Raw genomic sequence first — 25,451 nt, 5'->3', positions numbered from 1 at the left:
TAGGTCAAGTCGCCGCGCAAGGCAAACAGTGAGTCGTCGCACCGTTCACCTCAGAGCCGCCCGGCAGTTGCACGCTGGCACCGCCGGGCGGATCGGTTCAGGCGGCGCGACGCGCCTTCATCAGGCCCTTGTCCTTGAGCGCAGCGTGGCACTCGTCAAGGCTTTGCCAGGCCCGTTCGATCAGTTGGTCGATTTCGGATTTCGAGATCACCAGCGGCGGCGAGATGATCATCCGGTCGCCCACATGGCGCATGATCAGGTTGTTGGCAAAGCAGCGCTCGCGGCAGATGAAGCCGACCGTGCCCTCGTCCGCATCGAATGCGGCGCGGCTGGCCTTGTCCGGAGTCAATGCAATCGACCCCATCATGCCGATGATCCTGGCCTCGCCCACCAGGGGATGCTCGGTCAGGCTGGCGAATTTCTGTTGCAGGTAGGGCCCGGTGTCCTCGCGCACCCGGGTGACGATGCCTTCGTCTTCCAGAATGCGCAGGTTCTCCAGTGCCACGGCGCAGGCGACCGGGTGACCGGAATAGGTATACCCGTGATTGAATTCGGCGTTGCCGATCACCTCGGCCACCTCGTCACAGACGATCGAGCCGCCGATGGGCAGATAGCCGGACGACAGCCCCTTGGCCACGGTCATGATGTGCGGCCGGATCCCCATCGCCTGCGAGCCGAACCAGTGGCCGGTGCGTCCGAAACCGCAGATCACCTCGTCGGCGATGAGCAGGATATCGTAGGCGTCGCAGATCCGCTGGATTTCAGGCCAGTATGTGGCGGGCGGGATGATCACACCGCCGGCCCCCTGCACCGGTTCAGCGATAAAGGCCGCGACGCGGTCCGCGCCCAGTTCCAGAATCGCCTTTTCCAGTTCGCGCGCCCGCGCCAGACCGAAATCCTCGGGGGACATGTCACCGCCCTCGGCCCACCAGTTCGGCTGGTCGATGTGGTGGATGTCGGGAATCGGCATGCCGCCCTGCGCGTGCATCCCCTTCATGCCGCCCAGCGACCCCGAACCGACCGAGGAGCCGTGGTAGGCGTTCCAGCGCGAGATGATCACGTTCTTCTGCGGCTGGCCCTTCTGCTGCCAGTAGGTCCGCACCATCCGCAGGTTGGTGTCATTGGCCTCAGAGCCCGAGCCGGCAAAGAAGACGTGGTTCAGATCGCCCGGCGCAAGTTCGGCCAACCGGTTCGCCAGCGCGATCGCCGGCACATGGCTGGTCTGGAAAAAGGTGTTGTAGAACGGCAGTTCCTGCATCTGGCGCGCCGCGGCATCCACCAGTTCCTTGCGGCCATAGCCGACATTGACGCACCACAGCCCCGCCATTGCATCCAGAATCCGGTTGCCGTCACTGTCGTTGAGCCAGACCCCTTCGGCCCGGGTGATGATCCGCGCGCCCTTCTGGCCCAGTTCGGCATTGTTGGTGAAGGGGTGCATGTGGTGTGCGGCGTCCAGCGCCTGCAATTCTGCGGTCGGCATGTTCGTCGAGATAAGCGTCATCAGATGCGCCTTTCACTGTCAGGAGATGAGTTGGCCGCAGAATATGATCAAATTATCGAATGTCAATCGAATCACCAAGACCCGCTCGGATCTGGCACATCCCCTGCACAACGTCGCCCTCCATTGCCCGGGCTGCGGCTGCCGAATCACCAGCGTCGAGCGCGATCAGCAGATCCTTGTGCATGTCCGGAAGATTGCGGGTGCCGAACAGGCCGCAGACCACCCGCAGTGACGGCCCGAACCGCAGCCACAACCCTTCGACCAGCGACGTGAGAATCGGCGCCTCTGCCATCGCGTTCAACTCTGCGTGGAAACGGTAATTTTCCTCCAGATAGCCGCGCACATCGCCGCGTGCGATGGCCCGGTCCAGCCGCCGGTCCGTGTCGCGCAGGGCGGCGACCTGATCTCCGGTCACCTGCCGGGCCGCCATACGCGCCAGTTCGGGCTCGAGCGCCCGGCGCGCTATGGTCAGTTCGTCCACCGCAGTGGCGGTCAACACCGGCACACAGATCCGCCGGTTGCCCTGAAATTCCAGTGCGCCTTCCGCGGTCAGTCGCCGCAAGGCTTCGCGCACCGGGGTCATGCCCGCGTTCAATTGTTCCGTCAGTCCCTGGATGGTCACGGCCTGCCCCGGTTCAAGCTCCCCGAACAGAATCCGCGCCCGCAGGGACCGGTAGACTTGTTCATGGGCCGGCGCACCCGCTCCGGTGGTGGTCTTTTCCTGTTCCGCCTGCAAATTCATCGCTTCCCCTGATCGCCCGAGCCGATCCCGCCGTCATGGCGTATCTTGCACGGTCCGGGGTTGCATGAAAACATCCCCCTGTTGCGTTATGATGCAAAGTTTGATCAAATTCATCCACAAGGGGGCAATGACCCCCGGTCCAACGGGAGAATATCATGAAGACCTCACTGCTGAGCATTCCAGCGATCCTTGCGCTGAGCACCGCCGCCGTTCAGGCCGAAGAAGTCCGCGTTTACAACTGGTCCGACTACATCGACGAATCGCTGCTGGAGAAGTTCGAGCAGGAGACCGGGCTGGATCTGGTCTATGACGTCTTTGACAGCAACGAAGTGCTCGAGACGAAGATGCTGGCCGGTGGGTCGGGCTATGATGTGGTTGTTCCGACCGGCACCTTTCTGCAACGTCAGATCACTGCCGGCGCGTTTCAGAAACTGGATGTGGCGAAACTGCCCAACCTCGCCAACATGTGGGACGTGGTGTCCAGCCGGACCGAGCAGTACGATCCCGAGAACGCCTATTCGATCAATTACATGTGGGGCACCACCGGCATCGGCGTGAACCTTGGCAAGGTCAAGGAACTGCTCGGCGAAGATGCCCCGATCGACAGCTGGGAGCTGGTCTTCAACCCCGAGAACATGGAAAAACTGGCCACCTGCGGCGTGCATTTCCTCGACGCGCCGTCCGAAATGATACCCGCAGCCCTGAAATACATCGGCGAAGATCCCAACAGCCATGACCCCGAGGTCATCGCCAAGGTGGAACCGGTGTACATGGCGGTGCGGCCCCACATCCAGAAATTCCATTCCTCGGAATACATCAACGCGCTGGCCAATGGCGACATCTGCGTGGCGGTCGGCTGGTCTGGCGACATTCTTCAGGCCCGGGACCGGGCAGCAGAAGCGGAAAACGGCGTCGAAATCGCCTACAATGCGCCGAAGGAAGGCGCGCAGATGTGGTTCGACCAAATGGCGATCCCGGTCGATGCGCCCAACCCGGACGGGGCACATACCTTCCTGAACTTCATCATGGACGCACAGAACATGGCCGCCGCGTCGAACTACGTCTATTATGCCAATGGCAACCTGGCGAGCCAGGAGTTTCTGGTCGAGGACGTAAAGGGCGATCCCGCGATCTATCCGTCGCCCGCCGCGCTGGACAACCTTTTCACCACCACACCCTACGATCCCAAGGTTCAGCGCGTGGTGACGCGCCTGTGGACCGCCATCAAGTCGGGCGTCTGATCGCCCCGGTCCAGTGGCCCGCGCCCCTCCGGCGCGGGTCTTTTTTTCAAGCGCGGATGACACGATGAGCCAAACGGTCTTTGCCCCCTGGGACGACCCCACTCAGAAACCCCTGATCCAGTTCAAAGGCGTGACCAAACGCTTTGGTGACTTCACCGCCATCGACAACCTCAGCCTCGACATCTTCGAGCAGGAATTTTTTGCCCTGCTGGGTCCATCGGGCTGCGGCAAGACCACGATGATGCGGATGCTCGCCGGGTTTGAAACACCGACATCGGGCACAATCCTGCTGTCGGGGCAGGACATCGCACCGGTGCCGCCGAACAAGCGTGCGGTCAACATGATGTTTCAGAGCTACGCGCTGTTTCCACATCTGTCGGTCTGGGACAACATCGCCTTTGGCCTGCGCCGCGGCAACAGCTCGAAAGACGAGATCGCACAACGGGTCGAAGAGATGCTGCGGCTCACCCGGCTGGAGAAGTTTTCCAAGCGCAAACCGCACCAGATCTCGGGTGGTCAGAGACAACGTGTGGCCCTCGCACGCTCGCTCGCCAAGGCGCCCAAGCTGCTGCTGCTGGACGAGCCGCTCGGCGCACTTGACGCAAAGTTGCGCCAGGACACCCAGTTCGAGCTCATGGACATCCAGGAAAAGACCGGCACCACCTTTGTCATCGTGACCCATGACCAGGAAGAGGCGATGACCGTCGCCTCGCGCGTCGCCGTCATGGACGAAGGCCGCCTGATCCAGGTCGCCACCCCCCCGGAAATCTACGAAGCACCGGCAACGGTTTACGTCGCTGATTTCATCGGCGACGTAAACATTCTCGAAGGCAAGGCGCATCAGGCCGGCGACAAGGTCGAGATCGCCTGGGCTGACGGCGAATTGCCGATCCGCGGCACCACGGCCAGAACATTTGCACCCGGCCAGACCTGCCATTTCGCCATCCGTCCCGAAAAGGTCACCATCTCGACCGAGCGCCCGGACAGCGCCAACGTCCTGCGCGGCAAGGTCATCGACATTGCCTATCTCGGCAACCTGTCGACCTACCATGTGCGACTGGGCAACGGCACGATGATGAAGGCGCAGACCGCCAACACCCGGCGCCTCGCCAATCGCGGGATCACGTGGGAAGATGACGTCTGGCTGTCCTTTACCGACACCGCCGGTGTCCTGCTGGAGCACTAGGACCATGTTCCGTCCAGAGGTAGCCCCATGAACCCGCGACGCATCTTTCTCATCGCCGTGCCCTACCTGTGGTTGCTGGCGCTTTTCCTGGTCCCCTTCCTGATCGTTCTCAAGATCTCGCTTTCGGACATCGCTCTGGCCCGTCCGCCCTATGCGCCGCAGCTTGACCTGAGCGCCGGATGGAACGGGCTGCGCAGCTTTTTCGCCGCTCTCGACCTCGAGAATTTTGTCTTTCTCACCACCGACGATCTCTACTGGAAGGCCTATCTGAGCTCGTTGCAGATTGCGGCTGTGTCGACGGTGATCACCCTGCTTGTCGGCTACCCCATGGCCTATGGCATGGCCCGCGCCGCGGCCGAGTGGCGTCCGACCCTGCTGATGCTGGTGGTCCTGCCGTTCTGGACCTCTTTCCTGATCCGGGTCTACGCCTGGATGGGCATCCTGTCCGGAGAAGGCGTGCTGAACCAGTTTCTGCTCTGGACCGGGCTCATCAGCGCACCGCTGACCATCCTCAACACCAATCTGGCGGTCTACATCGGCATCGTCTACACCTACCTGCCCTTCATGATCCTGCCGATCTACGCTGCCCTGGAAAAGATGGATGACAGCCTGCTGGAAGCTGCCGAAGATCTGGGCTGTTCGCGGACAACCGCCTTTTGGCTGGTGACGGTCCCGCTGTCCAAGGCCGGCATCATTGCAGGATGCTTTCTGGTCTTTATCCCCGCCATCGGTGAATTCGTGATTCCGTCGCTGCTGGGCGGGTCGGGCACGCTGATGATTGGCAAGGTGCTCTGGGAGGAGTTCTTCTCGAACCGCGACTGGCCCGTTGCCTCGGCGGTGGCAATCATCCTCCTGCTGATCCTGATCATTCCCATCGTGCTCTTCCAGCGCAACGAGCAAAAACAGCGTGAGGCCGAAGGATGAGCGGCGTGCAAAAATTTTACAAAAATTTTTCCCAAGAGTTTTCGCAAAACTCTTGGTCGCGCCCAGAATCGACGGGGGTCCCGGCATGAGACGTTTCTCCTGGTTCAACGCGACGTCGCTCACCCTTGGGTTTGCGTTTCTCTATCTGCCAATGATCATACTGGTGCTCTACAGCTTCAACGCCTCGAAACTGGTCACGGTCTGGGCCGGCTTCTCGACCCGCTGGTATGGCGAACTGCTGCAGAACGAAGAATTCCTCGATGCCGCCTGGGTCACGCTGCAAGTGGCGGTTTTCAGCTCCACGCTTGCCACCCTGCTCGGCACCATGGCGGCTTCTGTCCTCGTGCGTTCCGGGCGGTTCTTCGGCCGGACCCTGTTCTCCGGAATGATCTACGCACCGCTTGTCATGCCGGAAGTGATCACCGGACTCTCGCTCTTGCTGCTCTTCATCGGTATCGGGCTGGACCGGGGCGTGTTCACCATCGTGCTGGCCCACACCACGTTTTCCATGTGTTACGTCTCGGTCGTGGTGTCCTCGCGGCTCAGCTCTTTCGACCGGTCGCTGGAAGAGGCCGCCCTGGATCTTGGCTGCTCGCCGTTCGAAGCCTTCCGCCTGGTGACCCTGCCGATCATTGCGCCGGCTGTGATCTCTGGCTGGCTGCTGGCCTTCACCCTGTCCCTAGATGATCTTGTGATTGCCAGCTTCACCACCGGCCCCTCGGCCACGACCCTGCCGATCAAGATCTTTTCGGCGGTGCGGCTGGGTGTGTCTCCGGAGATCAATGCGCTGTCGACCATCATGATAGCCATTGTGACGGTCGGTGTGATCACTGCCTCGCTGATCACCAAACGCGCTGCGGTGGCGCAGCAACGCGACGAACAGGCCGCCATCCGGTCGGTATGAGACGGATTTACGAATCCGCCGCCTACGGGCCGCAACAGGGATGTTTCTGGGCGGACACGGTTGCAGAGGCCAACTGGCCGTCGTTGGACCGGGATTTACAGGTCGATGTCGCCATCATCGGCGGCGGCTTTACCGGCCTGTCCGCCGCGCTGCATCTGGCGCAGGACAAAGTTCGCGTCGCAGTGCTCGATGCAAGGGCACCCGGGTGGGGCGCATCGGGGCGGAATGGCGGTTTTTGTTGTCTCGGTGGCGCCAAGGCATCAAATCGCCTGTTGCTCAGACGTTTTGGCGCCGCAGGGCTGACGGATTGGCGCGCCGCGGAAATGGCTGCCATCGGCACGGTCGAAAACCTGCTGCAAACGTATGGCATCGACGCGGACACGCACAGCCGGGGCGAGACCCAGATCGCCCACACACCGCGCGCCATGGCGGCCCTTCGGTCCGGGATCAGCGAGATTGCCGCAGGCTACGGCGTGACACCGCATCTCACGGAACCCGCCGAGTTGCGCAAGGCGGGGCTGAACGGCCCGTTTCACGGCGCCCTGACCATTCCGCTCGGCTTTGCGCTGAACCCGCGAAAGTATCTTGACGGGCTGGCACAGGCGGCCCGGCGTTTTGGTGTCCGGATCCATGCCGACACTCCGGTGACGCACCTGGTCCACAAGGGCGGCAAAACCCGGTTACACACACCGCATGGCAACGTGAGCGCCGACAGGGTCATTATCGCCACCAACGGGTACTCGTCCGAGGACCTTCCGGACTGGCTGCGCGCCCGGTATCTGCCGGTGCAATCCAGCGTGCTCGTCACCCGGCCGCTCACGCAGACCGAGCAGGACAATCAGGGCTGGACCAGTGCCCAGATGGCTTATGACACCCGCACCATGCTGCACTATTTCCGCAAGATGCCCGACAACCGGTTCCTGTTCGGTATGCGCGGCGGGCTGCGGGCCACTGCGGGGGCCGAGGCCGCCATTCGCCGCAAGATCCGCAGCGACTTTCACGCGATGTTTCCCGCCTGGAGCGGCGTCGAAATCACCCACAACTGGTCCGGTCTGGTCTGTTTGATGGCCAATCTGACACCCTATGCCGGGCCGGTGCCGGAACTTCCCGGGGTCTTTGTCGGCATGGGCTATCACGGCAATGGCGTCGCGATGGCGAGCTACACAGGACGCCTGCTGGCGGCGCTGGTGCAGGGCAAGCCTGCGGACACGCCCTATCCCGCCGCAATGCAGCGGTTGCCCGCGCGCTTTCCCCTCGGCCGCTTCCGCCGGGCGCTGCTGGCGCCTGCGTACCTCGCTGCGGGCATGCTCGACCTATGACAGTGTGAATTCGGCGGGCCAGGAACACCGTCGCCCGGCAGTCGGCTGTGCGCCGCTCTACAATCAGCGGCCCGCGGTGCCGTCACCCCTGCGGGGTCAGCGCCGCCTTGGCCTTGCCGCGCTTCAGACCAAGCTGCCGTTCGCGCCAGATGATCAGCACCCCGGCTGCGATCACGATGGCAGAGCCCAGCAGCATTGCACCGGTCGGCACTTCCGCAAAGACGACATATCCGATCAGCAGCGCGAACAGCATCGAGGCATAGTCAAATGGTGCCAGCAGCGCGGCTTCGGCCTCGCGGTAGGCCGAGGTCAGAAGGATCTGCGCCAGGCCGCCGATCAGGCCCGCAGACACCAGCATGACCGCCTCGGCCGCCGTCGGCATCACCCACCCGAAGGGCATCGTCAAAAGCGACAGCACCGTCGCCGTCAGCGAGAAGTAGAACACGATCGCCGAGGTCTGCTCGGTCGCCACCAGGCGGCGGATCTGTACCTGTGCCAGGGCGCGCAGCGCGCTGGACGCAAGGATCAGTGCCACACCGATCATGGCGGCACGGTCGACGTCGGCCAGCGTCAGCCGCGGCCACAGGATCACGAGAACGCCGATCAGCCCGATGCCCACGGCCGTCATCCGGAAGGCCCGCAGACGTTCCCCCAGAAGCACCGCCGCCAGCAGCACCGTCATCAGTGGCGCTGCATAACCGATTGCGGTGACTTCGGGCAGCGGCAACAGGCCCAATGCCGCAAATCCGGTGCCCATCGCAGCCACGCCGGCGACGCCGCGCAAAATGTGACCAATGGGGCTGACCGCCGTGAAGCCGGTGGATAGATCGTGCCGCATCGCAAGCCAGCCAATGATTACCGGCATGGCAAATAGCGACCGGAAGAACACGGCCTCGCCCGCCGGAATGCGCGCGGCGGTGGCCTTGATCAATGAGGCCATGATGATGAAAAGAAGGACAGAAGCCAGCTTGAGCGCAACGCCGCGAAACGGAGACATGGGAAGATCCTGTTTGGAATGCCTCATTCCTGCACCTGACAGACAGGAAGGTCAACCTTGATGACCCAAGCCTGATGGCGCACTTGTCGACGTTCAACGCCGACCCGGCCCGCGTCGCCGAGACCTAGCCAGGCAAACCCGCAGCGTCGGCGGGCCGCGGTATCATCCTGCAACACCGGGTGGGCGCTGCTCAGGAGGTTTCCAGGCAGTGGCGCCGGAACGCACGTTTCACCATGTCCAGTTCGGCCCGCAGCAGCGCGACCTCGGCACGAATGTCATCGCCGAGAACCTCGCCCGCAATCAACGCAAAGCTCTCCAGCACCTCCTCGGCGGCGGCATCCCGGATCAGGAAGGTATGAACGCCGTCGCCGATCGCCTCGACCGGCACGGGCACTTCGATCAGCCAGCGCCCCGGCTCGGCGGTTTCGGTGACAAGCACGCCCCGTACCGGCTGATCCAGAAGCGTGACCAGCACTTCGGGCGGCGGCACACCGTGGGCTTCGGCCGAAATCACCCCTTCCCAGACGCCTTCCAGAAACCGGGTCTTGGTCAGTCTATACTGGCTCATGTTTCGTCCCCATTGCCCTGTCTGAACAGGTCCCTGTCACGGAACCCGTTCACAACTCAGCCCGCGGGCGGCGGCTAAAGGTCAGGTCCCGCAACACAACCTGATTCATCTGCGGGCTCTCGAAGATCAGGTCCAGCCACATGCGTTCGACCCGCTTTTCGTTCAGCTTGGTGTAGGCCAGATCGAACTCGACCCGGATCTCCTCTTCGTGCAGCGGCAGTTCGCGTACGATCTGTTCGGTATTGGGCCCGTGGCGGATGTTCAGCCGCGCAAAAATCTCGATCGGCTTTTCCATCTCGACGATTGTCTCGACCCGGATCAGATGCCGCCGCTTCAGCCCGCGCGATGCCGGTTCGGGCAGATCCACGGCAAGCGACAGGTACGAACCGTCGAAACGGAACACATCCATCCGCAGCCCGTAGGCCGCCAGATCCGCCTCACGCGTGTTGCGCAACTGGCGCAGGCACAGTTCGGAATAGGCGCAGTCGTGAAACAGGGTCACCTCGTTGCCCAGAGCCGCCTTGGAAGGGACAGAGGACAGCCCCGGCACGGCCAGAGGCCCGCACCACAGTTCGGGCCGCCACGACCAGTCGGCATCGTGCGGTTTGGGAAAGGCCTGATTGCCCACCATCGGCAGCGCCAGACGGGCCTCGGCGACATGAATCAACGCATCGAGATGCTGTTTGAGCCGCCGTGCGCGCAGCCGCTGCTGTCGCAGCTGGTGCAGGTCCATCGCGGCTGCCCCCCGCGCGGCACAGGCCCAGCGGCGCAACGCGCCCCGCTGGATCAGCCGGTCCATCAGCCCGTTGCCCTGCCCCGCCACACTACGCCCCTTTACCATCCGACCGCCTCTCGCTTCCGGGCGGTTTCCAGTCTTATGGCAAATTCTTTCGTACGAATAAACGACTCATGCCATTTCCCGCGCCTAGCGGGACGGTTTCGGACTGTCGCTGCGCACCTGTGCACTCAGAGACTGCAACATGTCCGCACCACGCTGGGGCAGGACCGTGCTTCCCCGTGGCACGTACAGCGCCAGTCCGATCAGTCGGCCGCCCTGCACAAACGCCCCGCGCCAGTAGCGCGGATCGCCGCCGTCAAAAGCGGAATCGCCGCCCCGTGCCAGCAATGCCAGCGAAAGTCCTTCGCGGACATGCCCTTCGAGCAGCGGTGCATGCGCAACCTCCGCCAGCGTCTTTGGCTCGGGCAGATCAATGCCGGAACCGCGTGCGCCCACGGTGACAGAAATCAACACCGGTTCCACATCGGGCCCACCTGCGCCGTCCGACAGGATGCGGCAACTCGCGAGCAGGGCAAAGCTTTGGCTGGACCCGACCTGAAGGGTCTCGGGGTCGATACAATACCCGGCGGGCCCGGACAGGCGCACATCGCCACCCGCCAGCGACGCCCGGCTCAGGGGAAGAGAGGATGTCCCCTTCCCCAGGAAACCGCGCAGGGCGCCACCAGAGGCGCCGGTGTCACTGGGAACGCCAGCAGAACAGCCCGCCACCCAGAGGCTGGTCAGAACGGCAATGGCAAGGACCGCGCGCATCGCCGTCAGAGGTCCATGTAGGTGTGTTTTTCCGCTTCCGCCCCGGGATGGGTCACGGCACCTTTGTAGGTTTCGCCCACAAGCTGCGCGTATTTCCAGAGCGCGCCACTGGCGTAGATGGTGTCGCGCGGTCCGGCCCAGGCTTTCCGGCGTTCAGCCAGTTCTTCGTCGGTCAGATTGACCGACAATTCGCCGCTCACCGCGTTCAGGGTGATGATGTCGCCATCCTGCAGCAGGCCGATCGGCCCGCCCAGCGCCGCTTCGGGTCCGACATGGCCGACACAGAACCCCCGGGTCGCGCCCGAGAACCGCCCGTCGGTGATCAGCGCCACCTTCTTGCCCATTCCCTGCCCCGACAGGGCTGCGGTGGTCGCCAGCATCTCGCGCATGCCGGGCCCGCCACGCGGTCCCTCGTTGCGGATCACCAGCACCTCGCCTTCCTTGTAGACCCGCGCCTTGACGGCTTCAAAGGCGTCTTCCTCGCATTCGAACACCCGGGCCGGACCGCTGAAAACCTGTTCTTCAGGGGTCATGCCGGCAACCTTGACAATCGCCCCGCCGGGGGCAAGATTGCCCTTGAGGCCGACGACGCCGCCGGTCTTGGTGATGGGGTTGGCCACTGTATGGATCACACGGCCGTCCGCCTCACCCTTGATCTTGTCCAGCTCTTCCCCCAGGGAATAACCCGATGCGGTCATGCAATCCTCATGCAACAGACCCGCCTTGCGCAATTCCTTCATCACCACGGGCACGCCGCCGGCCTCGTACAGGTCCTTGGCGACAAACTGGCCTCCGGGCTTGAGATCGACGAAATAGGGGGTGTCGCGGAAGATCTCGCAGACATCCTCAAGGAAAAAGTCGATGCCTGCCTCATGTGCGATGGCCGGCAGGTGCAGGCCGGCATTGGTCGAGCCGCCGGTGCAGGCCACAACCCGCGCGGCGTTCTGCAGCGACTTCAGCGTCACGACATCCCGGGCGCGGATATTCTTCTCGAGCAGGTTCATCACGGCGATGCCCGAGGCGGTGCCATACTGATCGCGGCTTTCATAAGGGGCCGGTGCCCCCGAGGAGTTCATCAGCGCCAGACCGATGGCTTCTGACACGCAGGCCATGGTGTTGGCTGTGAACTGGCCGCCGCAGGCCCCGGCCGATGGGCAGGCCACCCGTTCCAGAATTTCCAGCGCCGCATCACTCAACGTACCGTTCTGATGCCGCCCGACGGCTTCGAACATGTCCTGAACCGTCAGATCCCGCGATGCAAAATCCGCCGGGACATCGGCCCCGGCAGGCACCTTGCCCGGCAGGATCGAGCCGCCATAGACAAAGACGGACGGCACGTTCAGCCGCACCATCGCCATCATCATGCCCGGCAGGGATTTGTCGCATCCCGCCAACCCGACCAATGCGTCATAGCAGTGCCCGCGCATGGTCAGTTCCACCGAATCCGCAATGGCTTCGCGGCTGGCGAGCGAGGACCGCATCCCTTCGTGGCCCATGGCAATTCCGTCGGTGACGGTGATGGTCGTAAATTCGCGCGGCGTGCCGGATCCTTCCTTCACCCCCAACTTCACCGCCTGTGCCTGACGGTTCAGTGAAATGTTGCAGGGCGCTGCCTCGTTCCAGCAGGTGGCGACGCCCACCAATGGCTGGTGAATCTCTGCCTCGGACATGCCCATCGCATAATAATAGGACCTGTGCGGAGCGCGGGCAGCGCCTTCGGTCACGTGGCGGCTGGGCAATTTGGATTTGTCGAACGGACGCTTGAGCATGGCTGGCCCCCCTGGAATACGCAGTTGCATCCCCGCATACCCAAGCGCCCTCATCACTACAAGAAAGATCGCAAGAATCCGTGCTTCGGGGCGTCGCCCAAGAGTTTTCTGAAAACTCTTGTCAAAACTTTTCCGAAAAGTTTTGCGCGGTCCCCGCCCGGCCAGCTGCATTGCAATTCCCCGGCCGCAGGCTTAAATCACCTCGAGCAACGACGCCCTGGGGTACCGCTAGTCATGAACTGGATCGCCAACTACGTCCGCCCGCGGATCAACTCGATCTTCTCGCGGCGCGAAGTGCCGGAAAACCTTTGGACCAAATGTGACGACTGCGGCACCATGTTGTTCCACCGCGAGTTGTCCGACAGCCTGAATGTCTGCAGCAACTGCAACCACCATATGGCGATCACCCCGCGCGAGCGCTTTGCCGCGCTGTTCGATGCCGGCAATTTCGCCGACGTGGCGGTGCCCGACCCGATTCCGGATCCGCTGCAGTTCAGGGACCAGAAGAAATACCCCGACCGGATGCGCGCGGCGCAAAAATCCACCGGTGAAAAGGAGGCGATGCTGGTCGCTCTTGGCGAAATCGGGCAGACCCCGATTGTTGCCGCGGCGCAGGACTTCAGCTTCATGGGCGGTTCCATGGGGATGTATGTCGGCAACGCAATCGTGAAAGCCGCGCAGGAAGCGGTGCGGCTCAAGCGTCCGCTGATCCTTTTTGCAGCAGCCGGCGGCGCCCGCATGCAGGAGGGCATCCTGAGCCTGATGCAGATGCCGCGCACGACGGTCGCGGTCCAGATGCTGCGCGAAGCGAATCTGCCCTATATCGTTGTGCTGACCCATCCGACCACAGGTGGCGTCACAGCGTCCTATGCCATGCTCGGCGATGTTCAGATTGCGGAACCCAACGCCCTGATCTGCTTTGCCGGCCCAAGGGTGATCGAACAGACCATCCGCGAAAAACTGCCCGAAGGCTTCCAGCGCGCCGAATACCTGCTTGAGCATGGCATGCTCGACCGCGTCACCGACCGCCGCAAGATGCGCGACGAGCTGATTTCGATCACGCGCATGCTCATGCGTCTGCCGCCGCCGGTGAAGGGTCACCTTGCCGCACCGGACGACATGGCCGCCTCGGCACCTGACCCTGCCAAGGCGCCGACCCGGACCGAAGAGCAGCCGTCCCGGAAATGAGTGTCCAGACATCGGACCACATCCTGACACGGATGATGTCACTGCATCCCAAGATCATTGATCTGACCCTTGACCGGGTCTGGCGGCTGCTCGACACTCTTGATCATCCCGAACGTGACCTGCCGCCGGTGATCCACCTGGCCGGAACCAATGGCAAGGGATCGACCCAGGCGATGATCCGCGCCGGGCTGGAAGCCTGGGGCAAGCGTGTGCACGCCTATACCTCACCCCACCTCGCCCGCTTTCACGAACGTATCCGTCTGGCCGGAGAACTCATCAGCGAAGAACACCTCGCCGCGGTGCTCGACGAATGCCACGCCGCGAATGGCAGCGACCCGATCACCTATTTCGAGATCACGACCTGTGCCGCCCTGCTGGCCTTTGCCCGCACCCCGGCCGATTTCACCTTGCTCGAAACCGGCCTTGGGGGCCGACTGGATGCAACCAATGTCGTTACCACGCCGGCGTTGACCATCCTGACCCCGGTTTCCATGGACCACGAAAGCTATCTGGGCGACACCCTGGCCAAGATCGCCACCGAAAAGGCCGGTATCCTCAAGCGGCATGTGCCCTGTGTGGTCGGACCACAGGACGGCGCCGCAATGGAGGTGATCGAAGCGACCGCCGCCCGGCTGGGCGCCCCGCTTCTGGCCTACGGTCAGCAGTGGCATGTCGGCACAGAACACGGCCGTCTTGTCTACCAGGATGAGTCCGGACTGCTGGATCTGCCTTTGCCGAACCTGCCCGGCCGGCATCAGGTCATGAATGCCGGTGCCGCCCTGGCCGCCCTGCGCTTTCTGAAGGCCGGTGATGCCGCCTGCGAAGCTGCGGTGACCTCCGCCTTCTGGCCCGCCCGCATGCAGCGGCTGCGCACCGGCCCGCTGTTCGACATCGTGCCGCAGGCCGAGCTCTGGCTGGACGGCGGGCACAATCCGGCAGCCGGCGCGGCGCTGGCCGAGCACCTTGCCAGCCTGCCGAAACGCCCGACGCATATTGTCTGCGGCATGCTGAACACCAAGGATGTGCATGGCTACCTCGCGCCCCTTGCCGGTCTGGCCGACACCCTGACAGCGGTCTCGATTCCGGACGAAATCAACACGCTGCCCGCCGACGCCACCGCAACCATAGCGGCGAAGGCGGGACACACCGCCCGCACTGCCGACTCCGTCGCCGATGCCCTGCGCGTCATCGCCGGTCTGGACCCGGCGCCGCGCATTCTGATCTGTGGCTCGCTCTATCTTGCCGGGCATATTCTGCGCAGCAACGGCTGACTCTTCGAACGCCTCCGGGCATGTTTGCTGGTTTGGCCGCCCCGCGCCGTCGGAAGGCATAGCCGGATCCAAAGCCGACACGCGCCCCTACCCATCCACAGATCTTACGCCCTGAAACCTACCACACTTCGACCACACCTCAGGATGTTGACGGATTGGACCCATCCGCTCTATATTTTGATCGTTGTCTTTGGACTGAAGTCCTTCAGGTGTGTTGTAGGTGTTGCGATGTTTTGGTGTGTGCGTTCGCCCCTTTTGGTCGCTCTGTGCATGGCCGCCTTGAGTACGGCGGTTCCGGCAGCAGCCCAGGACAGCCGCATCACGCCGGAACTCGGCGCCGTGACCCTTAGTTTGCACGGCACGGACATTGTCATAACACGCAGCGGTGCGGCCTGCCCGCAGTCCTGTGTGCAGCCACACTCTGCGGCGGCTGGAATCGACACTTTGGGCGAGTTGGAACTGATTGATTTCCTGACCGGGTCTGCGGCCGACGGTACGGGATTGCTGATCGACACCCGTGCCCCGGAACAGTTCAGCGCAGAAACCCTTCCCGGTGCTGTCAATGTGCCAGAGCTGACACTGCGGTCCGACAACCCCTATCGCGACGATCTGCTGGGGGCTCTGGGCGCGACTGCGGGCGATTTCTCGACCGCGTACACCCTGGTCCTGTTCGCCCAGGATGCAGGTGATCCACGCGCGGTGGATGGGCTGCGTGCCTTGCTGATTGCGGGCTACCCTGCCGAGAAGCTGCGGTTCTACCGCGCCGGGGTGTCGGGATGGACGGCGCTTGGCCTCAGTTCCACCCAGGGGGAAGGATAGCTCATGCGCCTTACCAAGCCGGACGCTGCGCGGCGATGATCAGACTGGTGCTTTTTTTCGGCGGCTTCGTCGCGGTCACGCTGCTGTTGCTGGTGTTTCAGCCGGGGGCCGCCGTGAAGCGCGGCGGCTACAGCGACAATCCACCCGAAGTCAGCCGCGGCGCGCCGCAGCTCACCGGTGCCTTTGACACCGCAGAGCCCGAAGTGACCCCCACGCCGCAAGAGCAGCCGCCAGGTGACCCCAGACGGGTCATGGACACTCACAGTCCCGCCGCTGCACCGGATCTGCGCAGGCTGACGTGGGACAGCATTGCGCGTCTCAATGCCGCCACCGGCCGCAGCCGGGCTCCCGGACAGCCCGGAAGCCTGCTGCACAGCATTGTCCGAAAATCGCTGGAGGTCCAACAGACCCCGGCGATCCGCAACCCCGCCGAGTACATCGTCCGCCCGGGTGACACCCTCGTCAGCATCGCACAGGCGCTCTATGACGACGTGAACATGTCCGGGCCACTGTTCGCCGCAAACCAGCATGTCCTTGCCGGACCGGACGATCTGCGGGCAGGACAGGTGCTGAAACTTCCGCTCCGATAAATTACCCTTCCCGCGGTTATTGACAGTTTGCATGCGTCTTCAGGAGCTTGCGAAAAATACAAGACGTGCCACGCCACGCGGCACTTTCCCATAAATATTGATCGTTCGACTAAATGTTGACGGACGCGGTTGAGTCGGCCTATGATTCCCTATCACCGTGCAGCCGGGTCGCTTCAGAACCCGAAAAAGGCGCCGACAGGGGGACAGCAATCGCAACTGCCAGACTCGCATTTCTGGCTGCCTGGGACTGTTTCACCTAAATTCAGGAATTTCCGGACTGCCGCACTTCGCGGCGCTCCGAACCGGCACCATCGACAGGCAAGTCCAAAAAAAGAGCAGTTCCAGGGGCCCTTCGGGGCCCCTAATCATCGTGGCGTCACTGCCCCCAGCCTTCGGCCTGCATCTCTCGGAGGCGGCTGGCCGTCCGATCAAACTCGAACGCACCGACACCTTCCACGTACAGCATCTCCGGTTTGGCCGCCGCGCTCACGATCAGACGCACCTTCGCCTCGTAAAGCGCATCGACAAGTGTCACAAACCGTTTGGCCTCGTTGAAATTCGACCGACCCAGCGACGGAATATCCTCGATGATCAGCACCCTCACCGTTTCGGCAAGCTTCAGATAGTCCGCGGCCCCCAGTGGCCTGCCGCAAAGCTGGTAAAAGCCGGTGCGGGCCACCGCGTTGGAGAACCGCGGCAATTCAACTTCGCGGCCCTGCACATGCAGCACCAGAGGTTCTTCTTTCCCGCCGGACAGTTCCAGCCAGATCCGCTCGATCTCGGCCCTGGCTTCGGGGCCGTTGGGTGTAAAATACACCTGCGCCCCAGCCAGCCGATCCTGCCGGTGGTCCTTGGGAGAGGCCAGTTCCTGCACCACCATCTTTTGCTTGAGCAACTCGATGAACGGCAGGAAAAGCTGTCGGTTCAGCCCGTTCTTGTACAGGTCGTCCGGGATCCTGTTCGACGTGGTCACAACCACGCACCCCGCCGCGAACAACTGCTCGAACAGGCGCCCGACAATCATCGCATCGGTGATGTCCGTGATCTGCATTTCATCAAAGGCCAGCAGCCGCAATTCTTCGGCAACCCGTCGGGCCACAGGCTTGATGACATCCTCCGTGCCCTTTTTGCGCTCGGCATGCATCTGGGCGTGCATCTCTTGCATAAATGCGTGGAAATGCACCCTGCGTGCGGGCACATCGACGGTTTCGACGAACAGGTCCATCAGCATCGACTTGCCGCGCCCGACCCCACCCCAAAGATAAAGTCCCTTCGGCGGTTCGGGGGGCTTGCGGAACAGACCCTTCTTCACCGGCACCGCCAGGGCCGCCCGGATTCGTTCGAATTCAGGCAACGCCGCTTCCTGCGCGGCGTCCCGTTCCAGCCGCCCTTCGGCGACCCGCTGTTCATAAAGTTCTGCCACGCTGACCATGCGCCCCGCATACTCTGACGGACCGGAGTTGTGTAGCCCCGCCGCACGGCGCGTTGCCGCCGTTGCATGTTTTCCACGAAATGCCGCCGAGGCCGGGCGGGTGCCGCACTTGCATCAGCACATTTCGGTTGGATATTCCGTCCTGCGGTGGCGTCATATCGGCAATGCTGATGCGATTTCGCACAAGTTCCGAATTGACGTGTCCCCGCCAAGGCATAAGGTCCGCGAAAACGGAGTGACCATGACAGTGCGCAGTTCGATACTCAACCCGGTGCTGCTGGTCGGCTGCCTGATCATCCTGGTGTCGTTTGCGATCCGTGCCAGTTTCGGTGTTTTCCAGATCCCGATCGCCGCAGAGTTTGGCTGGCTGCGCACGGAATTCAGCTTTGCCATCGCCGTCCAGAACCTTGCCTGGGGCGTGGGCCAACCGATATTCGGCGCTCTGGCGGAAAAGATCGGTGATCGCAAAACGATCCTGCTGGGCGCCGCCGTCTATGCCGCGGGCCTTGTGCTGTCCAGCGCCGCCGTGACCCCGGAGGCACATCAGCTTTACGAGATCCTTGTCGGATTCGGGATCGCAGGCACCGGCTTTGGCGTCATCCTCGCGGTGGTCGGGCGGGCCAGTTCGGATGAAAACCGCTCGATGTCCATGGCGATTGCCACCGCCGCCGGCAGCGGCGGCCAGGTCTTCGGTGCGCCGCTGGCCGAGTGGATGCTGGGGTTTCTGTCCTGGCAGTCGGTGTTTCTGGTCTTTGCTGCGGCCATCCTGCTGGTGATGCTGTCCCTGCCGCTGATGCGGGCGCCGGTCGCGACACGGCTCGAGCTCGAAGAAAGCCTGACCCGTATCCTCGGCCGCGCCCTGCGCGATCCGTCCTTTGCCCTGATCTTCATCGGCTTTTTCAGTTGCGGCTACCAGCTTGGGTTTATCACCGCGCATTTCCCGGCATTTGTCACCGAGCTGTGTGGACCGATCGCCCCCGGCGGAGTCCTGTCCTCGCTGGGAATCACGACAACCTCGGCGCTGGGGGCGGTCTCGATCTCGGTCATCGGTCTTGCCAATATCTGCGGCACTCTGCTGGCCGGCTGGCTGGGAAAGACCTGGTCAAAGAAATACCTGCTGGCTGGAATCTATACCGGACGTACCCTGGCCGGGGCGCTGTTCATCCTGCTGCCGATCACCCCGGTCTCGGTCCTGGTCTTCTCGACCGTGATGGGGGCGCTGTGGCTGGCCACCGTGCCGCTGACCGCCGGACTTATCGGGCAGATCTTCGGGATGCGGTATCTGGGCACCCTCTATGGCATTGTCTTCTTTTCACACCAGCTTGGCAGTTTCATGGGCGTCTGGCTCGGCGGTCGGATGTATGACCTGACCGGAGATTACAACGCCGTCTGGTGGATCGGGATTGCGGTCGGCGCCCTGAGTGCCCTCGTGCACCTTCCCATCCGCGAGCGGCGCGGCCCGGCGTTGCAGGCGGCGTGATGACCCTGTGCCCGGCGGCGATGACGTAAGCGCACGGGCGCTGACATCCAATGCGGATTGCCGCCGCCGTGCAGGCGGGATGCATGCGCGCGGTGGAGGCTCTGGCGTCCCCGTCCTGAGGAGGCTTGCGGGCGGACCCTACACAGGCGCCGCGCGCAGCAGACCGTGACCGGCCAGGCACTTTGCCCATTCCCGGGGTCCGTCGAAAAGATGCACCTGCCATCCGCGCGCGGCCGCCGCCGCGATATTGTCAGGCCGGTCGTCGGTGAACAGCAGCGAGGCGGCAGGCAGGCCGCAATCGGCCTCGACCGCGGCGTAGATCTCGGCATCGGGTTTGATCATCCCCATGTGGCCCGAAATGTAGCGTCGATCGAACTCGCGCAGAAACGGATAGGCCGGTTCCGCCAGCGCGAAGGTTCCGATGCCAAAGTTGCTCAGAGCAAAGACCTGGATGCCACTTGCGCGCAGTGAACGCAGCAGGGCGATGGATTGCGGTATTTCGGGCGTGGCCAACTCCAGCCAATTGTCGTGCCACCTGCGGATTTCTTCCCGCCAGGCCGGGTACTGATCCGCGGTCTCGTAGACCGTGGCGCGGAAGTCGGCACCCCGGTCGACGGTATCGTTCATCCCATGCAGATCAACCTCGGCGAACATCGCCCGGCGGCGGTCAATCCCTATGACACGGTCGTAATACCGTTCAGGCTGCCATTCGATCAGAACGTTGCCAATGTCAAAGATCACCGCCCGGGGTTGCATTCCAAAAGTCTCCATTTCGCGTGACGCCAAAGACTTTTGAAAAAAGTCTTGGCAAAACTTTTCAAAAAGTTTTGCGTCAGCCCCCTCGCTGTGCGCTGCGCAGCTCGCGTTCGAGCGCTTCCAGAAAACGGGACCGGTCAGCTTTTGTGAACCCTTTGCCACCGCCCTGACGGAACGGATCTGCAGCCCTGAGGTCGGTCATCAGGTCCCGCATGGCCAATTGCTGGCCAATGTTCGCCTCGGTCAAGGCCTCGCCGTTATGCCGCAGCACCCGCGCACCGGCCGCCACACATTTTGCGGCAAGGGGGATGTCTCCGGTGACGACCACATCGCCGCGACCTGCGCGATCAGCGATCCACATGTCGGCCACGTCGGGACCATCCGGCACCATCACCAGTTCCACCAGCGGATTGCGCGAAGGGCGCAACCCGCCATTGCAGACCAGATACATCGTCACCTTGTGGCGTGTCGCCACGCGCTCTGCCTCGTCCTTGACCGGACAGGCATCGGCGTCGATGTAGAGCCTGGTCACGCGTAGAGCGCTTCGGCAGCAAAGGTCACGTGGTCTTCCATGAAGCTGGACATGAAGAAGTAGCTGTGGTCATAGCCTTTCTGCATACGGAACAATCCTTCCTGGCGACGTGCGGCCATCGCTCCGGCCAGTTCTTCGGGTTTGAGCAGGTCCAGGAACTGGTCCGCGCTGCCCTGATCCACCAGCACCGGCCCGTCAAAGCCGACCTCGCGCATCTGAAGCGACGCGTCGTGCCGGACCCAGGTGCTTTCATCCGCGCCCAGATAGGCGCCCAGCTGCTTGCGGCCCCAGTCGCTTTGGGTCGGATGCGCAATCGGGGCGAAGGCGGACACGGACCTGAACCGTCCGGGGTTCGCCATCGCGATCGTCAGCGCGCCGTGCCCCCCCATGGAATGTCCGGTGATCGACTGCCGTTCCAGGTCGACGGCAAATTCCGCACCCAGAAGCGTCGGCAGCTCGTCACAGACGTAATCCCACATCCGGAAGTGGGGCTTCCAGGGATCCTGGGTCGCATTCACGTAGAAACCGGCGCCCTTGCCCAGATCATAGGCCTCGTCATCCGCGACATCGTCCCCGCGCGGCGAGGTGTCGGGGAACACGATCGCGATGCCCTGCTCGGCGGCCCAGCCCTGTGCGCCGGCCTTGGTCATGGCGTTTTCGTGGGTGCAGGTCAGGCCTGACAGATACCACAAAACCGGCACCCGGCCCAGTTGCGCCTCTTCCGGCAGGAACAGGCCAAAAGTCATCTCGCCGCCGGTTGCCTTGGAGCTATGGCTGTAAACGCCCTGCGTGCCACCGAAACAGCGGTTTTCTGAAACAGTCTTCATCCCGTTCTCTCCCTGTTGATTTACTGTCGGGCTACTAAAGGCCAGCCCCCGCGGCAACCCCGACTTGCGGCGCGGTCAGCTGCCGGTGACCCAGGCAATCCACAGGGACACGGTCAGGATGCTGAGCGCGGTCGAGATCAGGATCGCGGCCGACACCCGTTGCGGCGCCACGCCGTAATGCTGCGCCAGGATGAACACATTGCCCGCCACCGGCAAGGATGCAGCCGAGACAACAACCGCGGCCTGATAGGCAGAAACCGGGAAAAACAGATAGGCACCGGCGGCAACGAACAGCGGATGCAGAACCAGCTTGCAGAAGCTGAGCCAGCCGGCAATCTGCATCCGTTCCGCCGACTTGCTGGCCAGCGATGCGCCGATGGCGAACAGCGCACCCGGAGTGGCCGCATTGCCAAGCGTCGTGAGAAACTCGTTCACCGGCGCGGGCACCGGAGCGCCGATGGCCGAAACGCACAGCCCGAGCACGATCGCGACGATCATCGGGTTCTTGATCAGCCCGAGTCCGACAGTCTTCAGCACCGCCGCCGACATCCGCCCGTCCCGGGACCCGGTCACAAGGATCACCAGCAGCGAAGAAAACACCAGCAGGTCAATGGCCAGCACCAGGATGATCGGGCCGACTGCTTCGGGTCCAAGCAGCAGTGCCAGCATCGGCACTCCGAGAAATCCGGTGTTTCCGATGGCGGCGCATTGCGCCTCGATGGCGGCGGTTTCCACGCTGAGGCCGCGCAGAAAGGCCACGGCGATGGCGATGCCGTAGACAAACGCCGTGCCCCAGAGATAGGCCATGGCAAGGCGCGCATCAAAAATCTCGGCAATGGAGAGGTTGGCAGAAAACCGGAACAACATTGCGGAAAGCGCAAAGTAGAAGACGAATTTTGTGAGGTATGCAGTCGCCTCTTCGCTGAAAAACCTTGTCCGACCGGCCCCGTACCCAAGGCCGATCAGTGCAAAAAAGGGCAAAGTCTTCAGGAAAATATCCAGCATTGCAGTTTGTTAGCAGTCTCAGCGCAACCGTCAATCGCCAAGCCCGCACGGGCGGGTTTTATCCTGCACGCAGATCATACTGTGACCCGTTGCCAACGGATGCACCTGTGCGCCCCGCGTATCGGCAGACTCCGATGCGCACCGCCCTGTCAAAAGACGTGCCTTCGCTCAACCGCTGCCAATCAGCACGCCGGCGGCAAAGACAAGCGCGCCCCCCAGCACAACCTGAAACGCCGCGCGAAAGAATGGCGTGTCCATGTAGCGGTTCTGGATCCAGGCGATCGCCCAAAGCTCGATGAACACCACCACAAAGGCGGTGGTGGTGGCCGTCCAGAAATGCGGAATCAGATAGGGAAGTGCGTGGCCAAGGCCGCCCAGCGTCGTCATCACTCCGGCGGCGATGCCGCGTTTGACCGGTGAGCCGCGACCCGAAAGCTGGCCGTCGTCCGACGCGGCTTCGGTGAACCCCATGGAGATCCCGGCGCCGACGCTGGCGGCGAGCCCGACAAGGAAGGTCGTCCAGGTGTCCTGGGTGGCAAAGGCGGTTGCAAAGATCGGCGCCAGCGTTGACACCGATCCATCCATGAGCCCGGCCAGACCCGGCTGCACCCAGGTCAGCACAAACTGTCGATGGGCACTGCGGTCCTCGGACGCACGGGCCTGGTCATCCAGGTGCTGTGCCGTCAACGATCCGGCCCGGTCCTGATGTCCCGCCTCGGCGGCGGCCAGGTCTCCGAGCAGCTTGCGGGTGGGGGCGTCGGTGCTGCGCCGCGCCGCTTCGGTGTAGAACCGCGCCGCGTCCTGCTCCATTCCTTCGGCCTCGTCGCGGATCCGCTCGATCCCGAGGTTCTGGACCAGCCAGACCGGGCGGCGGGCGTAATAGCCCGCAACATGTTCACGGCGGATCAGCGGGATCACCTCGCCGAACCGCTGGCGGTGCAGATCGATCAGCGCCTGACGGTGACCATCCTCTTCGCGGGCCATCCCGTCGAACACCTGCGCGGTGTCGGGGAAGTCGGCGCGCAGCATGGCGGCATAGCTGCGGTAGATCCGGGCGTCGTCCTCTTCGGACGAAATTGCAAGCGCAAGGACTTCCTGTTCGGACAGATCGCGAAAATGCCGACGTTGGGTGAAAAAACGCATGGTCCCTCCGGCCTAGAATAATTCCAATCTAACAAGGGCATCCACGACTTCAACGGCAAATTTCCGGGTCCACTCTTGCTGCCGCACCTGCAAACCATGGATGATCTGAACCGTCTTGTTCACATTTGGGGGTATCCGATGACACGCCCCCTGCTCGCTTCGCTGCCGGCGTTCAGCCTTGCCGCACCCGCATTTGCCGGCAACGTCATGGTCGATCCGCGGCACCTGCCGTTTGCATCGCCGACGAAACCGGCGATCCTGCGGATCAATGCGGATCAATCGCGCTGACCGGAGCCAGCTTGCTCCTACTGAACCAAACGGTTTATACCGGCTGAGTTAAGGAGAGCGTCGCAACATGTCAGTACCTGCTTCCAAGGTCCGCAAAGGCCGCAAGTTTGATCAGGTGCTGTCCGGTGCGCGTGAAATCTTTATGCGGGACGGATTCGAAGGTGCCTCGGTAGACGACATTGCCCGTGCAGCCGGAGTGTCGAAGGCGACGCTGTACAGCTACTTTCCGGACAAGCGGCTGCTGTTCACCGAAGTCGCCAACACCCAATGTGCGCGGCAGGCCGATGAGGCGCTGCACACCATCGACATGTCGCAGCCGCCGCGCATCGTGCTCACCCAGGTGGGGCACAGTTTTCTTGGCTTTATCCTGTCGGACATGGGCCAGAGGATCTTTCGTATCTGCGTGGCCGAGGCTGATCGCTTCCCCGAACTGGGTCAGGCGTTTTATGACAGCGGCCCGAAAAAGGTGCACCAGGCCATCGTCGACTACCTGCGCACGGCCGCCGGGCGCGGCGATCTGAGCATCGGCGACTTTGAACTCGCCGCCGACCAGTTTGCCGAACTGTGCAAGGCTGATCTCTGGCCGCGGCTCGTCTTTGGCATCCGGGCGGATTTCACCCGCGAGGAAAAGGCCCGGGTCATTGACGGCGCCGTCGAGACCTTTTTGGCGCGGTATGGCCGCTAAGGCCTAGTCCACACGCCGGACCAGCAGTTGATTGCCGCTGCTGCGCCGGGTTTCAAAGACTTTCAGCTCGGCGACGATGTCGCTCAGCTTGCGCTTGCCGTAGGTGCGGGTATCGAAGTCCGGGTTGGCGCTGGTCAGGAACTGCCCAAGCTGGCCCAGGGTGTACCACTCGTCATCCTGTTCAATCGCGTCCATTGCCTTGAAGATCAGGTTGCGGACTTCGTCCAGATTGCGATCCGGCGCGGGCGTTGTCGGACCTTTTGCTTCGGTTCCGGGTGCACTTTCGAGGTTCTCGAGAAAGATGAACCGCTTGCAGGCCTTGCGAAAGGCGTCCGGTGTCTTTTGCATCCCCATGCCGAACACATCCAGTCCCTGTTCACGGACCCGGCTGGCCAGCCGGGTGAAATCGCTGTCCGAACTGACCAGGACAAAACCGTCGAACCGGCCGGAATGCATCAGGTCCATCGCGTCGATCACAAGGGCGATGTCACTGGCATTCTTGCCCACCGTATTGGCCGGCTGGTGGTGCGGCACCAGCCCGAACTCGGCCTGCACCTTGGACCACCCCGACATCTGCGGGCTGGAAAAGTCGCCGTAGCACCGCCGGACCGAAGCTTCGCCCAGACTGGCGATTTCTTCGAACAGCGCCTTGGCGTATTTCGGCGAGGTATTGTCCGCGTCGATGAGCACGGCCAGCAACGGGGAACGGGTCGGATTGGGCATTATGGCTCCTCT

26 protein-coding genes are annotated in these 25,451 nt (G+C 62.9%); 12 read left to right on the top strand and 14 right to left on the bottom strand.

Translation table 11 applies throughout. The annotated features are described in order from the left end of the window. Window positions 1-97: 97 nt before the first annotated feature. A complete protein-coding gene (locus FOY53_RS01270; RefSeq protein WP_146584869.1) occupies window positions 98-1,501 on the bottom strand; it encodes an aspartate aminotransferase family protein in 1,404 nt (467 codons plus the stop codon). A gap of 52 nt (window positions 1,502-1,553) precedes the next feature. Continuing rightward, complete coding sequence (locus FOY53_RS01265; protein ID WP_146584867.1) at window positions 1,554-2,243, bottom strand: GntR family transcriptional regulator; 690 nt, start codon at window positions 2,241-2,243, stop codon at window positions 1,554-1,556. Between the two features lie 155 nt (window positions 2,244-2,398). Between FOY53_RS01265 and FOY53_RS01260 the strand changes: the two genes are divergently transcribed. From FOY53_RS01260 to FOY53_RS01240, 5 genes are all read left to right on the top strand, one after another. After that, complete coding sequence (locus FOY53_RS01260) at window positions 2,399-3,484, top strand: polyamine ABC transporter substrate-binding protein (RefSeq protein ID WP_186766477.1); 1,086 nt, start codon at window positions 2,399-2,401, stop codon at window positions 3,482-3,484. 64 nt (window positions 3,485-3,548) lie between these two features. Then, window positions 3,549-4,670, top strand: a complete 1,122-nt coding sequence (locus FOY53_RS01255) for an ABC transporter ATP-binding protein (RefSeq protein ID WP_146584863.1) — start codon at window positions 3,549-3,551, stop codon at window positions 4,668-4,670. A 27-nt stretch (window positions 4,671-4,697) separates the two neighbouring features. Then, a complete protein-coding gene (locus tag FOY53_RS01250; RefSeq protein WP_146584861.1) occupies window positions 4,698-5,594 on the top strand; it encodes an ABC transporter permease subunit in 897 nt (298 codons plus the stop codon). Window positions 5,595-5,679: 85 nt separating this feature from the next. Next, the gene (locus tag FOY53_RS01245) at window positions 5,680-6,498 is read left to right on the top strand and encodes an ABC transporter permease (RefSeq protein ID WP_146584859.1); all 819 of its coding nucleotides are present in this window, start codon (window positions 5,680-5,682) and stop codon (window positions 6,496-6,498) included. Further along, the gene (locus FOY53_RS01240; RefSeq protein WP_146584857.1) at window positions 6,495-7,817 is read left to right on the top strand and encodes an NAD(P)/FAD-dependent oxidoreductase; all 1,323 of its coding nucleotides are present in this window, start codon (window positions 6,495-6,497) and stop codon (window positions 7,815-7,817) included. Before FOY53_RS01245 ends, FOY53_RS01240 begins: the two co-directional genes overlap by 4 nt. 82 nt (window positions 7,818-7,899) lie before the next feature. Here FOY53_RS01240 and FOY53_RS01235 read toward each other — a convergent pair whose 3' ends face one another. The 5 genes from FOY53_RS01235 to ilvD form a co-directional block, all read right to left on the bottom strand. After that, the gene (locus tag FOY53_RS01235; protein WP_146584855.1) at window positions 7,900-8,814 is read right to left on the bottom strand and encodes a DMT family transporter; all 915 of its coding nucleotides are present in this window, start codon (window positions 8,812-8,814) and stop codon (window positions 7,900-7,902) included. A 190-nt stretch (window positions 8,815-9,004) separates the two neighbouring features. Then, a complete protein-coding gene (locus tag FOY53_RS01230; RefSeq protein ID WP_146584853.1) occupies window positions 9,005-9,382 on the bottom strand; it encodes a hypothetical protein in 378 nt (125 codons plus the stop codon). Between the two features lie 49 nt (window positions 9,383-9,431). After that, a complete protein-coding gene (locus FOY53_RS01225) occupies window positions 9,432-10,223 on the bottom strand; it encodes a DUF6478 family protein (protein WP_222435206.1) in 792 nt (263 codons plus the stop codon). An 84-nt stretch (window positions 10,224-10,307) separates the two neighbouring features. Continuing rightward, a complete protein-coding gene (locus FOY53_RS01220) occupies window positions 10,308-10,931 on the bottom strand; it encodes a dihydroxy-acid dehydratase (protein WP_146584851.1) in 624 nt (207 codons plus the stop codon). 5 nt (window positions 10,932-10,936) lie between these two features. After that, on the bottom strand, window positions 10,937-12,700 hold the full coding sequence (gene ilvD / locus FOY53_RS01215; RefSeq protein ID WP_146584849.1) for a dihydroxy-acid dehydratase: 1,764 nt from the start codon (window positions 12,698-12,700) through the stop codon (window positions 10,937-10,939). Between the two features lie 234 nt (window positions 12,701-12,934). On the opposite strand from ilvD, the gene accD reads away from it, so the two are divergent. The 4 genes from accD to FOY53_RS01195 all read left to right on the top strand — a co-directional run bounded on the left by accD (window position 12,935) and on the right by FOY53_RS01195 (window position 16,568). Next, window positions 12,935-13,888, top strand: a complete 954-nt coding sequence (gene accD, locus FOY53_RS01210; RefSeq protein WP_146584847.1) for an acetyl-CoA carboxylase, carboxyltransferase subunit beta — start codon at window positions 12,935-12,937, stop codon at window positions 13,886-13,888. Beyond that, entirely contained in the window at window positions 13,885-15,159 is a 1,275-nt protein-coding gene (locus FOY53_RS01205) for a bifunctional folylpolyglutamate synthase/dihydrofolate synthase (RefSeq protein ID WP_146584845.1), read from the top strand. Before accD ends, FOY53_RS01205 begins: the two co-directional genes overlap by 4 nt. 270 nt (window positions 15,160-15,429) lie before the next feature. Further along, a complete protein-coding gene (locus FOY53_RS01200; RefSeq protein ID WP_186766476.1) occupies window positions 15,430-15,978 on the top strand; it encodes a rhodanese-like domain-containing protein in 549 nt (182 codons plus the stop codon). Window positions 15,979-16,013: 35 nt separating this feature from the next. Next, window positions 16,014-16,568 carry a LysM peptidoglycan-binding domain-containing protein gene (locus tag FOY53_RS01195; RefSeq protein WP_186766475.1) on the top strand — a complete coding sequence of 185 codons (555 nt, stop codon included), beginning with the start codon at window positions 16,014-16,016 and terminating at the stop codon, window positions 16,566-16,568. Window positions 16,569-16,944: 376 nt separating this feature from the next. Here FOY53_RS01195 and zapE read toward each other — a convergent pair whose 3' ends face one another. Beyond that, the gene (gene zapE, locus FOY53_RS01190; protein ID WP_146584839.1) at window positions 16,945-18,000 is read right to left on the bottom strand and encodes a cell division protein ZapE; all 1,056 of its coding nucleotides are present in this window, start codon (window positions 17,998-18,000) and stop codon (window positions 16,945-16,947) included. 241 nt (window positions 18,001-18,241) lie between these two features. Between zapE and FOY53_RS01185 the strand changes: the two genes are divergently transcribed. Further along, entirely contained in the window at window positions 18,242-19,480 is a 1,239-nt protein-coding gene (locus FOY53_RS01185; RefSeq protein WP_146584837.1) for an MFS transporter, read from the top strand. Window positions 19,481-19,618: 138 nt separating this feature from the next. Here FOY53_RS01185 and FOY53_RS01180 read toward each other — a convergent pair whose 3' ends face one another. From FOY53_RS01180 to mbfA, 5 genes are all read right to left on the bottom strand, one after another. Further along, window positions 19,619-20,236, bottom strand: coding sequence for an HAD family hydrolase (locus tag FOY53_RS01180; RefSeq protein WP_146585410.1), 618 nt, complete (start codon window positions 20,234-20,236; stop codon window positions 19,619-19,621). 76 nt (window positions 20,237-20,312) lie between these two features. After that, window positions 20,313-20,768, bottom strand: coding sequence for a YaiI/YqxD family protein (locus FOY53_RS01175; protein ID WP_146584835.1), 456 nt, complete (start codon window positions 20,766-20,768; stop codon window positions 20,313-20,315). Then, window positions 20,765-21,595, bottom strand: a complete 831-nt coding sequence (gene fghA / locus FOY53_RS01170) for an S-formylglutathione hydrolase (protein WP_146584833.1) — start codon at window positions 21,593-21,595, stop codon at window positions 20,765-20,767. The genes FOY53_RS01175 and fghA overlap by 4 nt, the downstream gene beginning before the upstream one ends. 75 nt (window positions 21,596-21,670) lie before the next feature. After that, window positions 21,671-22,600 (bottom strand): AEC family transporter, encoded by a 930-nt coding sequence (locus FOY53_RS01165; RefSeq protein WP_146584831.1) that lies wholly within the window; start codon window positions 22,598-22,600, stop codon window positions 21,671-21,673. A gap of 168 nt (window positions 22,601-22,768) precedes the next feature. Further along, on the bottom strand, window positions 22,769-23,743 hold the full coding sequence (gene mbfA, locus FOY53_RS01160) for an iron exporter MbfA (RefSeq protein WP_146584829.1): 975 nt from the start codon (window positions 23,741-23,743) through the stop codon (window positions 22,769-22,771). Between the two features lie 96 nt (window positions 23,744-23,839). On the opposite strand from mbfA, the gene FOY53_RS01155 reads away from it, so the two are divergent. Further along, entirely contained in the window at window positions 23,840-24,031 is a 192-nt protein-coding gene (locus FOY53_RS01155) for a hypothetical protein (RefSeq protein WP_146584827.1), read from the top strand. Window positions 24,032-24,098: 67 nt separating this feature from the next. Next, window positions 24,099-24,716 (top strand): TetR/AcrR family transcriptional regulator, encoded by a 618-nt coding sequence (locus FOY53_RS01150; protein ID WP_146584824.1) that lies wholly within the window; start codon window positions 24,099-24,101, stop codon window positions 24,714-24,716. A 3-nt stretch (window positions 24,717-24,719) separates the two neighbouring features. Here the strand turns inward: FOY53_RS01150 and FOY53_RS01145 are convergent, their stop codons facing one another. Further along, window positions 24,720-25,439: an NYN domain-containing protein gene (locus tag FOY53_RS01145; protein ID WP_146584823.1), complete on the bottom strand. Its 720-nt coding sequence runs from the start codon at window positions 25,437-25,439 to the stop codon at window positions 24,720-24,722. Between the last annotated feature and the right edge of the window lie 12 nt (window positions 25,440-25,451).

Source organism: Puniceibacterium confluentis (assembly GCF_007923445.1).
GTDB lineage: Bacteria > Pseudomonadota > Alphaproteobacteria > Rhodobacterales > Rhodobacteraceae > Puniceibacterium > Puniceibacterium confluentis.
Note: the sequence above shows the minus strand (reverse complement) of the source record. Positions and strands in the feature narration are given on the sequence as shown.